We start from the raw sequence: 14,645 nt of genomic DNA on the forward strand, positions 1-14,645 counted from the left end.
TTGAACTCAGGCATTGCCCGCATCACCGGTCACAATCCTTCGATATAGTGCTATTGTAGCACAAAAAAAAGCGATTTCAACATGTTTTATTCTCTTTCGACAAAAAATATTTTATATTAAGGCCCATTTGCCTAGTTTGCGAGCCAACTGTGCTCTTAAGTGGTTGTACGCTCAATGAGGCTGTATTCCAGTGAATGAAGCTCCATCTGGCGTCCAATCAGCTGAGGAGAAAGCATGAAAAAAGCATTTTGTGCCTGAGCCATTATGGGATTTTGAACCGTTGTAATTCCCATCGTGTGCGCCAGCTCCGTGTTATCAAACCCAATAATCGCCAGATCTTCTGGTACCTTCAGCAATTGTCTGCGCGCTTCGCAGAGAATGCCCACTGCTACATAATCGTTTGCACACAAAATAGCCTCCGGAAATTCCTCACGATGCTGTAATAAATTGCGCACAACCTGTTCGCCGTCACGAATGTTATAAATAGAAGAATAGTTCCAGTGCTGCAACACTGGCAGATTGTGTTCACTCATGATCTGCTCATAAGCTCGTTGTCTACTGTGAGTATTGATGCTGCTTGGACGACCAAAAGCATTGGCTATACGTGTATAGCCTTTTTGTATCAAATGTTTGAGCGCTAACATATATCCTTCATACTGATCCATTGCGACGGAGCGAATATCGGTATGCTCCATTCGTTGCCATGCCACGATCGGTCCATATTTGCAATAGGTACTCAAAAAATCAGTGTCATTCACGCAGGAAATGATGACCAGCGCATCGACTCTTTTTCTTTTTAAATCCTCGAAAGCTTGAAGCTCTTTCTTTTTGTCTTCTCCCGAAGTATAAATAATGGTTTGAAATTCATATTGTCCTGCGATTTCTACAAAGCTGTCCAGAAATGCCAGAACAATTTCATTAATAGTTGATGTGATGATACCAATCTGAAGCGTTTGGCCCTTGGATAAAGAAATCGCATTCCGATTAGGAACATAATCTAATTCCTGCATGATTTTTAAAATTTTAGTTCTGGTTTCGTGGCTTACATGGGGGGACTGATTTAACACTCTGGATACCGTAGCTTTGGAAAAGCCCGCCAGTTTTGCAATTTGATCAAGATTCGACATGATGCTTCTCCTCACCTAAGAAAAAAATACTTGACATGAAACGCGTTACAACAATTAGGATGCTTATGAGGGTATTACGTCTATTTTAAAGCATCTATCGGTGCATTTCAAAGGATAACGGTTACCGTTAGTTATTGATTCGCATTGCAGCACCTGATGGGTTATTGACTAGAGTGAAAACATTAGATAAGAAAAGAGGTTTTCATACCATGACGAAGACGCTAAAAGGATTCCCGCAAAACTTCCTATGGGGCGGGGCAACTGCAGCCAACCAATTGGAAGGTGCTTTTGACGTAGATGGAAAAGGCCTGTCCAGCGCAGACATGATAGCCTATGTACCTAAGGCAGAACGTAAAAACGATCATGCTATAGAAATTTCGTCTGAACGACTGGAGAACATCTTGGCAGGGAAGGTAAACGCCCGTTTTCCAAAGCGTGAAGGTGTGGACTTCTACCACCGCTACAAAGAAGATATTGCTTTGTTTGCAGAAATGGGCTTTAAAGTATTCCGGATGTCCATCCACTGGTCGCGGATTTTCCCGAATGGATATGATGCCGAGCCGAATGAAGCAGGATTGCAATTTTACGACAATGTATTCGATGAGCTGCGCAAGTATGGTATTGAGCCGTTGGTAACATTGTCACATTATGAAACACCGCTAGGTCTGACACAGAAGTATAATGGCTGGTTGGGACGCGAAGTCGTAGATCATTACGTAAAATATGCCGAAACGGTATTTACACGTTATAAGGATAAAGTAAAATACTGGCTGACCTTTAACGAAATCAATGTTATGACCATGAGTCCGTTTACTGGCGGCGGTGTGGTTATTGACCGTGTAGAAAACAAGCAACAAGCGATATATCAAGCATTGCACCATCAATTTGTAGCAAGTGCACTGGCGACCAAACGGGGACATGAGATCATTCCGGGTGCTCAGATCGGCTGTATGCTGGCTCGCATTGAAAGCTACCCACATACGTGTAACCCAGAGGATATTCTGAAAGCACAGCATGAAAATCAAATGAACCTGTTCTTTACGGATGTGCATGCTCGTGGGGAGTATCCCAACTATATGAACCGCTATTTTGAAGAAAATAATATTGTGATCCAGACAGAACCCGGCGATGCTGAAATTTTGAAAAATAATACGGTTGATTTTATCTCATTTAGCTACTATATGACCTTGACCGTATCGGCAGGTCCAGAAGGAGAAAAGGCAGCAGGGAACCTGATTGGCGGTGTGAAAAATCCGTATTTGCAGTCCTCCGATTGGGGATGGCAGATTGATCCGATCGGCCTGCGTGTTACACTAAATACGTTTTATGACCGTTACCAAAAGCCGCTGTTCATCGTGGAAAATGGCCTGGGTGCGTACGATAAGGTAGAAGAGGACGGCTCTGTGCATGACACGTATCGCATTGATTACTTGCGTCAGCATATTGCCCAAATGAAGGAAGCCATTGCTGACGGTGTTGATCTGATTGGTTACACCAGCTGGGGTCCTATCGACCTTGTGAGCATGTCTACTTCCGAAATGTCCAAGCGCTACGGATTTATTTACGTTGATCTGGATGATGACGGTAACGGAACGCTCCAACGCTCCAAAAAGGACTCATTTAACTGGTATAAAAATGTGATAGCAACCAATGGTGAAGAATTGTAATTCTATATCGTTTTGGGGGGTACAGCAGAGAAAATCCTTAGGATGCAATCTGCTGTACCCGCTTTTTGTATAGACACCCTATTGATTTGTCAGAGGGCTTCACAAATTTTTCACTTGTAATACGCTGAAAGTTTTCTGTATAATAAATAAAAATTTCATATGTCTGGTTGATGTTTGCGGGAGATGGAACGAAAGTTCCGACCGAAGGGGCAAAACTCTCAGGTGCTTAAGCTGATTTACAGCAACAAGCAGGGACCGTAAACGGACAGAACTCTGGAGAGACCCTTAATTGGGCGCCGAAGGTGCACCGCAGATTATCATCTGCTTAAACTCTCAGGCAAAAGGACAGAGACGCGAATAACCTGTGACAGGGAGTGCCCTAGGCTTTTATGAGCTTTTTAGAGGTAGAATCCTGCACCAGATGGTTTATTTTTCGTGCCTTTAACCTCTCCAGGAGTCGAATCAACGGATTTGACTCTTTTTTGTTTTCTAATATGCTGGAGGAGCGGGTTGAAATGAATTTGGTACATGTGTTAGAAACGATTAGCAGTTGGATATGGGGGGCGCCTCTCATCGTCCTTGTCATGGGAACGGGGTTATGGCTGACCATACGTCTAAAAATGTTGCAGGTATTCCGCCTGCCTCTGGCGATCAAGCTCATCGGTAAGGCCCCGAATGAAGGCAGCGGGGATGTAAGCAGCTTTGCGGCTTTGAGTACGGCGCTGGCGGCTACCGTTGGTACAGGAAGTATTGTCGGCGTAGCGACAGCCATTAAGCTGGGCGGGCCGGGTGCCTTGTTCTGGATGGTCGTTGCAGCCTTCTTTGGGATGGCGACGAAATACGCGGAAGGTGTACTTGCGGTAAAATACCGGGTGAAGGATCGGAATGGACAATTCTCCGGCGGCCCGATGTATTATATTGAAAAAGGCCTGGGACGCCGCTTTAAACCGTTGGCGATGCTGTTTGCTTTCTCGGGGATGCTGGTTGCGTTGTTCGGGATCGGAACATTTCCTCAGGTCAAGGCGATTGTATCCTCCACTGAAAACAGTTTTGGCGTTCCGCCGATTGTAACGGCACTGACTATTGCTGTCCTTACAGCTCTTGTCACCATCGGAGGACTCAAAAGCATTGCCAAGGTATCGACGAAGGTCGTTCCTTTTAAAACAGGCTTGTACGTACTGATTTGTATCATTGTACTGATTCGGTTTGCTGACCAGCTTCCTGCCGCAATCGCGCTTGTGCTTCATTCGGCATTTTCAACTACATCGGCAACGGGTGGATTTGCAGGAGCTACGATTATGCTGGCCATGCGCAGCGGGGTAGCCAGAGGCATTTTTGCCAATGAGGCTGGATTGGGAAGCGCACCGATTGCAGCCGCAGCTGCCAAAACCAAATGGCCTGCGGAACAAGGGCTGATTTCCATGACGGGTGTGTTTATTGATACGATGGTTATTTGTGTGATGACCGGGTTGACGCTACTGGTCAGCGGGGTGTGGAGCGGGCCTACCGATGCAGGTTTGATGACTCAGCAAGCATTTTCCAGTGCATTTCCGCTGGGAGCAGAACTGCTCACCATCATCCTGATTATGTTCGCATTCACCACCATGCTCGGCTGGAACTATTACGGAGAACGCTGTGTTGAATATTTGCTTGGGGTCAAGTGGATTAAACCATACCGTTATCTGTTCATCGTACTGGTTGGCGGGGGCGCGTTCATCAAGCTCGATGCCATCTGGCTGCTGGCAGATATTTTTAACGCAATGATGGCTTTTCCGAACCTGATTGCACTGCTCGGCTTGTCAGGCATTGTCGTTGCAGAAACCCGAACCTATATGAATTCTTTGTATCCTAATAAGAAAAAGGGCATTCTTGCAGGTGCCAATGTAGGGGCGGCTATCCAAGTAGAAGAAAAAGGACAAACGATCAATTCATAAATAATAAAAGGGAGTGCTCTCAGCCATCACAGGCTTGAGGACACTCTCTTTTAATTGTTATAACGATGCACGCAAAATAGCTAAAATATCTTCCTGTTTCAGCTTTTGATAATTACCGAAACCTCCGTGCTCCATTTCACGGGCCGCAATGCTTGCGATGTTTTCCAATTGTTCATCATTAATGTTGTAATCGGCCAGGGTAGAAGGGGCACCAAGACTTGTCCAGAACGCACTTAGACGGTCAATACCTTCCAAGGCAATTTCTCTGTCAGTTTTACCTACAGTGTCCAAGTCGAACATACTGAGCATCAGCCGCTTCATGCGTGCAGCATCCTGATCCACTGTATGTCTCATCCAGTTGGGAAACAGAATCGCTAGACCGCCAGCGTGAGGAATATCATATACAGCAGATAGTGCATGTTCAATGGTATGCGAAGCCCAATCCCCGAAGTAGCCCATTTGCAGCGTACCGTTCAGGGCAATCGTCCCAGCATATAATATCGTTTCGCGATGCTCATAGTTGTGCAAATCCTCCAGCAGCTTAGGTGCCGTTTCAATCACGGTTTGCAGCACGGAAAAGCACATACGATCTTGCAGCGGTGTATTTTTAACATTGTGAAAGTACTGTTCAAAGACGTGGCTCATCATATCCACCATGCCATAAACCGTCTGATCACGTGGCACAGAAAAGGTGTTTTTCGGGTCCAAGATGGAGAATTTAGGATGCGTCACCGCGCTGCCCCACACGTATTTCTCGTTCGTTTCCCAGCTGGTGATGACAGAATCCGGATTCATTTCCGAACCCGTGGCGGCGAGTGTAAGGATGGTACCGAAGGGCAAAGCCTGGGTTGGCATATGTTTTTTGTTGATAATATCCCACACATCGCCGTCATATTCAGCCCCTGCTGCGATGGCTTTGGTGCAATCAATAACGCTTCCGCCGCCAACTGCAAGCAGGAAGTCTATTTTTTCATTTCGGCAAATCTCGATGCCCCTCTTAACGGTAGACAAGCGCGGATTGGGTTCAACGCCCGCCAATTCATGAATGTTGAGGTACAGAGGCTCTAACGCGTTTAATACCTGTTCATACAAACCATTTCGCTTGACACTTCCGCCTCCATATACCAGCAAAATGTTTTTGCCGTAATTCAACAGCTCTTGCTGCAATTGTTCAATTTGATTTTCTCCAAAAATTAATTTGGTGGGATTATAATATGTGAATTTGTTCATCTGGAAGGTTCCCCTCAGTTCATAGTTCATGTTCAAATGGTAATCTCTTATCTTGACTAGCTCGTTAATATCTGACTTGGCCATGTAAGCTATTTGAAATGACGATTAACAATTATACATGAAAAGAATAAGGGGAATCAAGTGAAGCTAATCTTTGATCGCTCCAGCGGCAAGATCGGAAATAAACTGGCGGCTGATAAAAAGAAACAAAATAATAAGAGGGAGTACAGCCAGCAGGGTGCCAGCAATGACCATCGCATAGTCCGTATTGTAAATCCCGTTCAACTGGGACAATGCAATCTGGAGCGTAAATTTGCGCTCATCCGTTAAAACGATTAACGGCCATAAGTAATCATTCCAAGCTCCTATAAAGGTAAATGCGCCGAGAAAAGCGAACGCAGGTCTTAAAATCGGTAGTGCTACATTCCAGTACAGCCGAAAAAAGCTGCACCCGTCCATACGCCCCGCATCCAGCAGCTCTTTGGGAATGGATTCTTCTGCATACTGGCGGATCCAGAAAATGCCGAAAGCATTTACCATACCTGGGATGATGAGCGCTTTGAACGTACCTACCCATCCAAAGGAAGCCATCATGACAAAGGAAGGGACGAGCGAAAGTTGTGAAGGGACCATCATTGTTGCAAGCAGTATGACGAATAGCCCCTTTTTGCCCGGAAAATCAAACTTGGCGAATGCAAAACCAGCCAGTGAATCAAAAAACAGCACCAATACGGTAACAGAACTGGCTACAAAAAGGGTATTAAAAAAAGCTCCAGCAAAATCAATCTGCTGCAATACTCTCGTTATGTTATCCAGGAAGTGGCTACCGAACCACAATTGTGGCGGAAAACGATAGATGTCTGAGGTTGTACGGGTCGCCATGACGATCAGCCAGTAAAACGGAAACATCGACAGGATGATCCCCACCAACAGCCCGGCATATAGAACAATGGATTTTGCACGTGTCTGCATCATGTTGTGACGCTCCTTCCATCGTTATTTTTTACCTTGAACGAGTTTCCAATTGATGATGGAGAATACGGCAATGATGAGAAACATACCCCATCCGACGGCAGCACCATATCCAAAATAGTTGTTGATGAACGACTCGCGGTACAGGTATAAAACGATGGTCATGCCACTTGCCCCGGAACCGCCGTCATTACCGACCAGAACCTGTGGCTCAGTGAAGAGCTGCATACCGCCGATGGTGGACGTAATGACCGTAAACAAAATCACTGGACGCAACATGGGAATGGTGATGCGGAAAAAAGCCTGTGCTCCGGTTGCGCCGTCTATTTTGGCGGCCTCATACAGCACATGCGGAATACTCTGGAGTCCAGCCAGATAGATGATGGCGTTGTAGCCCATCCATCTCCAGACGACCATGGAAGAAATGGCGATTTGGATACCCCACGGCACATTGAGCCATTGGATCATAGGTAGCCCCAAAAGCTGCAGAAGATAGTTGAGAAATCCAAAATTGTTGGCAAATAAGGCGCCGAAGATGATGGCAACAGCAACAATAGACGTCACATTGGGCAGGAAGAATCCAACTCGCCATAAGGTGCGCAATTTCACAAAAGGGGCATAAAGCAGAAAGGCAACAATAAGGGCTAGCAGTAGCATTGGAATCGTGGCATACACCCAGATCACAAACGTATTGCCTACAGCCTGCCAAAATTCGGTGTCTGTCACAAGGTAACGAAAGTTACCCCAACCGTTATAGGTCATGTCTCCGATCCCGTCCCATTTGTGAAACGCCAGGTACAATGAAAAACCAATCGGAAACAAGCCAAAGATGGCAAACAGCAGATAAAATGGCGAGATCGCAGCATAAACGGCCCGGTGCTTCCAGATTTCTCTCAGCATATTGTCCACACGCCTTTTTTGGATTTTGTTTTTTACCGCTGTAATTCCCGTTCAATTCGTTGCATCGTTTCCGACCATAATGCGTCGGGATCGGCATCTTGTTTGGCCACATTGGAAAGGCGGCGGGTCACTATGCCATGGATGACAGGATAGCGCTCGCCGAAATAGCTGCTTTTCACATGACGTGCGGAGGCGGCAAAAATGAGACCAGTGGCCTGACCACCAAAGAAAGGCTCGGGTGTCTCCATGACTGGATCGTCATAGACGCCGGGAGTGGATGGGAACAGCCCGATTTTGTGGTAGGCTTCCAGTTGGTGTTCCGGGTTTTGCAGCCAGGTCAGGACTTCAAAGGCTTCTTTGGGGTGTTGGCTGGATTTGAGGATAGAGATGAAAGAACCTCCCAGATTGCCGTCTCCTCCAGGAGCCCGAGCGACTCTCCATTTGCCTGCTGTATCCGGTGCAGCCTCTGTGAGAACTTGCTTCATCCAGATTGCCCCTACGAACGAGGCGATTTTACCGTTATTGACTGAAGCGTTCCATTCGGGAGTCCAGCCATCCGCATTGGCGAGCAGATGCTTCCTGTGGAAATCCACAGCGGTTTTCCAGCCTAGGCGGATGTCAGGAGATTGATTGCCGATATAACTTCCGTCCGGCTTGAAGTATAGGTTCGTATGCTGAGCAAGCACTTGATTGTAAACGTTTACAATATTATCAGCCAAAAACGAACGACTTCCGAATTTCTGACGAAGTTGTTCTCCGGCTGCCATGTAATCATCCCATGTACGGATAGAGGAACTGACCTGTTCAGGATCACTAGGTAAGCCCGCCTGTTCAAACAGGTCGCTACGATAGAAGAGGGCGGTGGGCCCAGTATCCATAGGAAATGCAATCATTTTACCATCAGGAGTGATCCCCTGATTCCATTTCCATTCCAAATATTGATCCTTCAGGCGGTCTGCTCCGAGTTCCCTTAAATCATAAAAACGATCCGCACTGGGGAACAGCTCCACCATCCAGTCGTTCAGAGCTACGATGTCTGGTTCACCGGAACGAGCTGCGAGCGTTGTCTTCAGTTTGGCTTTAAAGTCACCGCCTATTTTTTGAGTTTTTAATTCAATGTTGGGAAACTGTTTTTCGGCTTGGACGAGCAATTCATCGTCAATAGAACGGTTCCAGTACCACAATGTAAGCGTTATCTTTTTGCTGTTTGACAAATTAGCTTCAGATGATTGACCTTTAGAGGATAGGGACCCACTACAACCACTAATCATAGTGAGAAAAGCAAGACATAATACCAGCCATTGCCATTGTACTGTCTTCACATCATTTCCCTCCTTGCTGTCTGAATAATCTGCCTGCTGAACAAGTTGTAAAATGGTTTAGCTCCATCATATGAAGCTGTTACCCATTTATGTGCATTGCCTTAACCAAAAACAAAAAATTTGAAACGTTTATCCATAAAAAAAAGCACGTGCGTCTGTTATAGGAAGATCGCACGTGTTTAAGTCAGGGGATTAGCTTCATGACATCAACATCAATCGTTGTATCTCATCTTTCAGAGTTTCGGACCGAGTACCGAAAATAACCTGCAGGGTACCGTTCCCAAGCCTGATAATTCCTGACGCTCCGAGCTGCTTAAGAGCTTGATCGTTAACCGCTTTGTCGTCCTTGACGACAAGACGCAGCCGCGTGATGCAGGCATCAATGCTTTGGATATTGTCTGAACCGCCGAGATAGGTTAGGACCTGGCCTGCCTGACTGGACTGGGTGCCGGATGAGGCGCTTGCTTTTCCAACGGGTATGGATTTGTTAGCCTCAAATAGAAGGGTGTCATCTACATCGTCTTCGCGCCCGGGAGTCTTTAGGTTGAATTTGAGAATGATGAAGCGGAATAGAAAATAATACACGAAGGCGAAGACAAGCCCGATCGGGATCATTCGCAAAGGGTGAGTGGAGAGCTTCATATTGACAAGATAGTCAATGAGACCTGCTGAAAAAGAAAAGCCAAGTTTGACATCCAATAGGTATACGACCAGACCGCTCAGCCCTGTCAGCAGAGCATGAACGCCGTAAAGCAATGGTGCAATGAACATAAACGAAAATTCGAGGGGCTCAGTAATTCCGGTCAAGAACGACGCTAGCGCAGAACCAATAAAGATGGAAGCGACAGCTTTACGTTTTTCCGGTTTGGCCGTATGGATGAATGCGAGAGCCGCTGCCGGCAGAGCGAACATCATAATGGGGAAGAAGCCGGACATGAACATACCTGCCGATGTATCACCTGCAAAAAAACGCGTCAGATCACCATGAACAACTTCACCTGCAGCATTGGTATAGTCACCAATTTGAAACCATGCGATCGAGTTCAACACATGATGCAAACCGAGCGGGATCAGCAGCCGATTGGCAATCATAAACACCATTGACCCGATTCCGCCAAAGCCGACAATCCAGTTGCCGAAGGCTGCAATTCCATCTTGTATCGGACTCCAGATCATGCCGAGCAGAATGGCTAGAATCATGGTCGTGAAGGCGGTAATCATGGGGACAAAACGTTTGCCCGAAAAAAAGCCAAGCCAATCTGGAAGCTGAATATTGTGATATTTTTTGAACAGGTAAGCAGACCATCCGCCGATAAAAATACCACCCAATACGCCCATGTCCAGCTTGACGTCGTCTGGAATATACGCAAATATACCCGGTACGGCCGCCAAAATACGGGTCAGCACCAAGTAGGCAATGACTGCTGAAAGTGCGGCTACCGCGTCGCCTGCCAGGCCAATAGCAACACCGATGGAGAAAATGAGCGCCAGGTTGCCGAAGATGGCACCCGCCCCTTCGTTCAGAAAAGGAGTGACATAATGATTGAGAAATCCACCCACTCCAGGACCAAGCGGAATGTCTGTTTCATAATTAATGAGAGCTAGCCCTTGCAAAATCCCTGCGGCGGGTAAAGTAGCTACTGGAAGCATTAACGACTTGCCGATTTTTTGTAGAAATTTCAGCATAACATTCTTCCCTTCTTCATCAAGTTTGGGAGTGTCGTATTCATCCTGAAATCCTTACGTCCAGCCATTTTTTTTACATCATAAATCGCGCAATCTAACATGGTCAACGATTATTTTAGAATACAAAAAGACGTAAATCCGTAGTTGACATCGCTTACATGCTTATATAATATCAAATTTAAGTTAATAATCGTGACGGAGACGAGAGAGCCACGCAGACATCCCATGTACAGCACAGGGTTGGTTTGTGATGGCTTTTCTTTTTTTGCGCGATGAAAACGATCAAAATCGGAGGATCTATTGAGGAGGTTGGTTGCATGTCGCCATACGCAGCCGAATTCATAGGGACAATGATTCTTATTGCCCTAGGTGGCGGAGTGTGCGCAGGGGTGTCCCTGAAAAAGTCATTTGCTCACGCTTCCGGCTGGATTGTGATCGGAATGGGGTGGGGGCTCGCGGTAGCTATTGCGGTGTATGCGGTGGGTCAAATCAGCGGAGCGCATTTGAATCCGGCAGTTACACTCGCGTTGGCATTTCAGGGTAGTTTTCCATGGCAGGATGTTCCCGGCTATATTGTGGCCCAGCTTTTTGGGGCCATGGCGGGTGCAGTAATCGTCATTTTGCATTATTGGCCCCACTGGAAAGAGACGGAGGACGCAGCAACCAAACTCAGTGTATTTGCGACAGGACCAGCTATTGATCATCCGTTTGCCAACGTGCTTAGTGAAATGATAGGTACTTTTATCTTTGTCCTTGCCTTACTGTCGTTTGGTGCCAATTCATTTACAGACGGCCTGAAACCGCTGATTGTTGGTTTTTTGGTTGTCAGTATCGGTTTATCCCTTGGAGGTACAACGGGTTATGCCATCAATCCAGTGAGGGATTTTGGACCGCGTCTGATGCATTATTTGCTACCGATTCCTGGGAAGGGAGCATCCAACTGGGGATACGCATGGGTGCCCATTGTAGGACCGCTATTGGGGGGATCTTTCGCAGGGCCATTTTATCAGGCCGTTTTTAAGGGAAGTGTGACTCCGGCTTTCTGGATTTTATTAGGGGTCATCGTGGTTGTACTCTTGATTACCTTCCGTATCAGTCGTACTTATAAAAATCATAAAATGAATCATAAGCTTACAGCGTAAAAACGATGGATTTACACGGGGAGAGATGAACATGGGAAAATATATTTTGTCACTAGACCAGGGAACGACAAGTTCAAGAGCGATTTTGTTCAATAGCGAAGGAGATGTGGTGTACTCGGCCCAGCGGGAATTTCCACAATATTTTCCTCACCCTGGCTGGGTAGAGCAGAATGCGAATGAAATATGGAGCTCTATTCTGGGCGTTATTGCCTCCTGTCTTTCCGAATCGGGTGTAAAAGCTAACCAAATTGCTGCCATAGGCATTACCAATCAGCGTGAATCGGTGGTCGTGTGGGACAAAAATACAGGATTACCCGTGTATAACGTACTCGTATGGCAATCACGCCAAACCTCGGATATTTGCGAAGAATTGAAGCGGCAAGGGCATGAGGAGTTGTTTCACAGCAAAACAGGGTTATTGATCGACCCGTATTTTTCAGGCACTAAAGTAAAGTGGATACTGGATCATGTAGAAGGCGCGCGGGAAAAGGCGGAACGAGGTGACTTGTTATTCGGTACGATTGACTCGTGGCTAATCTGGAAACTATCCGGTGGAAAGGCTCATGTAACAGACTACTCCAATGCGGCCAGAACGCTGATGTACAATATTTATGAGCTCAAGTGGGATGAAGAGCTGCTGGACATTCTGGGTGTTCCAAAAATCATGCTGCCTGAGGTAAGGCCCTCTTCCGAGGTATATGCGCACACCGTGGATTATCATTTTTTTGGTCAGAATGTACCGATCGCTGGTGCAGCAGGTGACCAGCAGGCAGCCTTGTTCGGTCAGGCTTGTTATGAAAAAGGAATGATCAAAAACACTTACGGCACAGGCTGCTTTATGCTGATGAATACGGGGGATCAGCCTGTTGAATCCAAGCACGGCCTGATCACGACCATCGCTTGGGGACTGGAGGAAGGCAAAGTGCAATACGCACTCGAGGGGAGTGTGTTTGTTGCGGGCTCGGCGATCCAGTGGCTGCGAGACGGGCTGCGCATGTTCCGTGAGGCGAAGGACAGTGAGCCTTATGCGGCCCGTGTTTCCTCTACAGAAGGGGTGTATCTTGTACCCGCTTTTGTCGGACTAGGCAGCCCCTACTGGGATAGCGAGGTGCGTGGAGCGATGTTCGGTCTGACGCGGGGAACCACAAAAGAGCATTTTATCCGCGCCACCTTGGAGTCGCTCGCTTATCAGACCAAGGATGTGCTTACAGCTATGGAGATTGACTCAGGTATTACGGTGAAGATGTTGCGAGTGGATGGTGGAGCTGTGTTGAACAATTTTCTGATGCAATTCCAGAGCGATATTCTGGATGCGACGGTGGAACGGCCGGTCATCCATGAGACAACAGCGCTGGGTGCCGCATGTCTGGCAGGCTTGGCGGTTGGATACTGGAAGAGTACAGATGAACTTCGTAAGCGAGTGAGGGTAGAAACTTCCTTTACCCCTACGATGGATGAAGCAACACGTGACAGCCTGTATGAGGGCTGGAAAAAGGCCGTGAATGCAACGATGGCCTATAAGTAATAGCTTAAACGAAGAGGCTCTATATATTTAAACTGTAAAAAGGTGACTTCTGAATTTCAACAGGAGTCACCCTTTTTGAGGTATATGCTATCCCTTGATCCTCGTATGGTTCCAATTTTGCCGGGCTCCGCAAGAGGTACGAATGACTAGTTCGGGCTCTACTTTAATACATTTCGTATCCATTTGTTTATTCATCAGGTCAAACAGCACCATGGCGGCTAGACGACCTATTTTTTGCTTGTCTTGTTTTACAGTCGTCAATGGAGGATCGGTATAACGACAGGCTTCAATATCATCACAGCCTACTACAGCAATATCCTCGGGTACCCTCAAGCCGCTTTCCTTAAAAGCACGGATGGCACCAAAGGCAAGCAGGTCGGTAGCCGCAAAAACAGCTCTTGGTAAATCTCCTTGCTGTATCCACGCCTTCGCGATCTGGTATCCATCCTCTGCCGCATAGTCCTTACCATACACGATCCATTCAGGTCTGAAATCAAGGCTAAACCGCTTTAGTGAAGCCATAAATGCTTCCTCTCTCTCTTTAATAACCAAGGAGGGGCGTTCAATGCCTATAAAACCCATCTCGCGGTATCCATTCATGTAAAAGTGCTCAACAACCTTCATTGAGATCTTTTGATTGTCGGACATAATGTAGCAGGAACTGGCTCCGGTTAGCTCAATATCGACACCGATGCAGGGGATAGGACTGGCGTCGAGATCGAAAACACTTTTTTCCACTTCGTCCCCAGCAATAATAATGCACCCGTCCACTGAGAAATATTTCGAGCGAGCCAAATAGTCTTCTCCATTATCCAGAAATTTTTCATTTGAAAAAAACAATAGGTCGTAACCAAGTAAGCCAATCTGCTTTTTGAAAACATTAATAATGTCCACAAAAAAAGGATGACTAAAATCGACATTCAGCTTGCCAGCGAATATAACGCCTACCAGATTGGATTTTTTGGTAGCAAGTGTTTTAGCCGAGGAGGAAGGTCTATAGCCTGTTTCCTCCATAATTTTAAGTACTCGCTGCCGGGTTTCCTCACTGATATCTGTGTAATTGTTTATGATTTTCGAAACCGTCGCTACTGAAACGCCTGCCATACTAGCTATTGTTTTTATATTCATGGAATCCTCCGC

11 protein-coding genes and 2 riboswitches are annotated in these 14,645 nt (G+C 46.5%); of the genes, 4 read left to right on the top strand and 7 right to left on the bottom strand.

What is annotated here, in order from left to right; translation table 11 throughout:
• Window positions 1–155 precede the first annotated feature (155 nt).
• On the bottom strand, window positions 156–1,127 hold the full coding sequence (locus ACXHJ2_RS03950) for a LacI family DNA-binding transcriptional regulator (protein WP_013372718.1): 972 nt from the start codon (window positions 1,125–1,127) through the stop codon (window positions 156–158).
• Between the two features lie 209 nt (window positions 1,128–1,336).
• On the opposite strand from ACXHJ2_RS03950, the gene ACXHJ2_RS03955 reads away from it, so the two are divergent.
• Together ACXHJ2_RS03955 and ACXHJ2_RS03960 are read left to right on the top strand one after the other, a co-directional pair.
• Window positions 1,337–2,794, top strand: a complete 1,458-nt coding sequence (locus ACXHJ2_RS03955) for a glycoside hydrolase family 1 protein (RefSeq protein WP_165081736.1) — start codon at window positions 1,337–1,339, stop codon at window positions 2,792–2,794.
• A 167-nt stretch (window positions 2,795–2,961) separates the two neighbouring features.
• Window positions 2,962–3,046, top strand: a riboswitch (glycine riboswitch).
• Between the two features lie 11 nt (window positions 3,047–3,057).
• A riboswitch (glycine riboswitch) is annotated at window positions 3,058–3,153 on the top strand.
• Window positions 3,154–3,309: 156 nt separating this feature from the next.
• A complete protein-coding gene (locus ACXHJ2_RS03960; protein WP_025678493.1) occupies window positions 3,310–4,728 on the top strand; it encodes an alanine/glycine:cation symporter family protein in 1,419 nt (472 codons plus the stop codon).
• Between the two features lie 57 nt (window positions 4,729–4,785).
• Here the strand turns inward: ACXHJ2_RS03960 and ACXHJ2_RS03965 are convergent, their stop codons facing one another.
• The 5 genes from ACXHJ2_RS03965 to ACXHJ2_RS03985 all read right to left on the bottom strand — a co-directional run bounded on the left by ACXHJ2_RS03965 (window position 4,786) and on the right by ACXHJ2_RS03985 (window position 10,838).
• Window positions 4,786–5,958, bottom strand: a complete 1,173-nt coding sequence (locus ACXHJ2_RS03965) for an iron-containing alcohol dehydrogenase (protein ID WP_165081738.1) — start codon at window positions 5,956–5,958, stop codon at window positions 4,786–4,788.
• 147 nt (window positions 5,959–6,105) lie between these two features.
• Entirely contained in the window at window positions 6,106–6,933 is an 828-nt protein-coding gene (locus ACXHJ2_RS03970) for a carbohydrate ABC transporter permease (RefSeq protein WP_013372706.1), read from the bottom strand.
• A gap of 21 nt (window positions 6,934–6,954) precedes the next feature.
• Entirely contained in the window at window positions 6,955–7,830 is an 876-nt protein-coding gene (locus tag ACXHJ2_RS03975; protein WP_013372705.1) for a carbohydrate ABC transporter permease, read from the bottom strand.
• Window positions 7,831–7,862: 32 nt separating this feature from the next.
• Window positions 7,863–9,152, bottom strand: coding sequence for an ABC transporter substrate-binding protein (locus ACXHJ2_RS03980; protein ID WP_165081739.1), 1,290 nt, complete (start codon window positions 9,150–9,152; stop codon window positions 7,863–7,865).
• Window positions 9,153–9,350: 198 nt separating this feature from the next.
• Window positions 9,351–10,838 carry a PTS transporter subunit EIIC gene (locus ACXHJ2_RS03985; RefSeq protein ID WP_165081741.1) on the bottom strand — a complete coding sequence of 496 codons (1,488 nt, stop codon included), beginning with the start codon at window positions 10,836–10,838 and terminating at the stop codon, window positions 9,351–9,353.
• A gap of 317 nt (window positions 10,839–11,155) precedes the next feature.
• Here ACXHJ2_RS03985 and ACXHJ2_RS03990 point away from each other — a divergent pair, with 317 nt between their 5' ends.
• Window positions 11,156–11,980, top strand: a complete 825-nt coding sequence (locus tag ACXHJ2_RS03990) for an MIP/aquaporin family protein (RefSeq protein WP_165081743.1) — start codon at window positions 11,156–11,158, stop codon at window positions 11,978–11,980.
• Window positions 11,981–12,011: 31 nt separating this feature from the next.
• Window positions 12,012–13,505 carry a glycerol kinase GlpK gene (gene glpK / locus ACXHJ2_RS03995; RefSeq protein WP_058830507.1) on the top strand — a complete coding sequence of 498 codons (1,494 nt, stop codon included), beginning with the start codon at window positions 12,012–12,014 and terminating at the stop codon, window positions 13,503–13,505.
• A gap of 87 nt (window positions 13,506–13,592) precedes the next feature.
• Here glpK and ACXHJ2_RS04000 read toward each other — a convergent pair whose 3' ends face one another.
• A complete protein-coding gene (locus ACXHJ2_RS04000; RefSeq protein ID WP_165081745.1) occupies window positions 13,593–14,633 on the bottom strand; it encodes a LacI family DNA-binding transcriptional regulator in 1,041 nt (346 codons plus the stop codon).
• Between the last annotated feature and the right edge of the window lie 12 nt (window positions 14,634–14,645).

The organism is Paenibacillus sp. ALE3, from assembly GCF_054113405.1.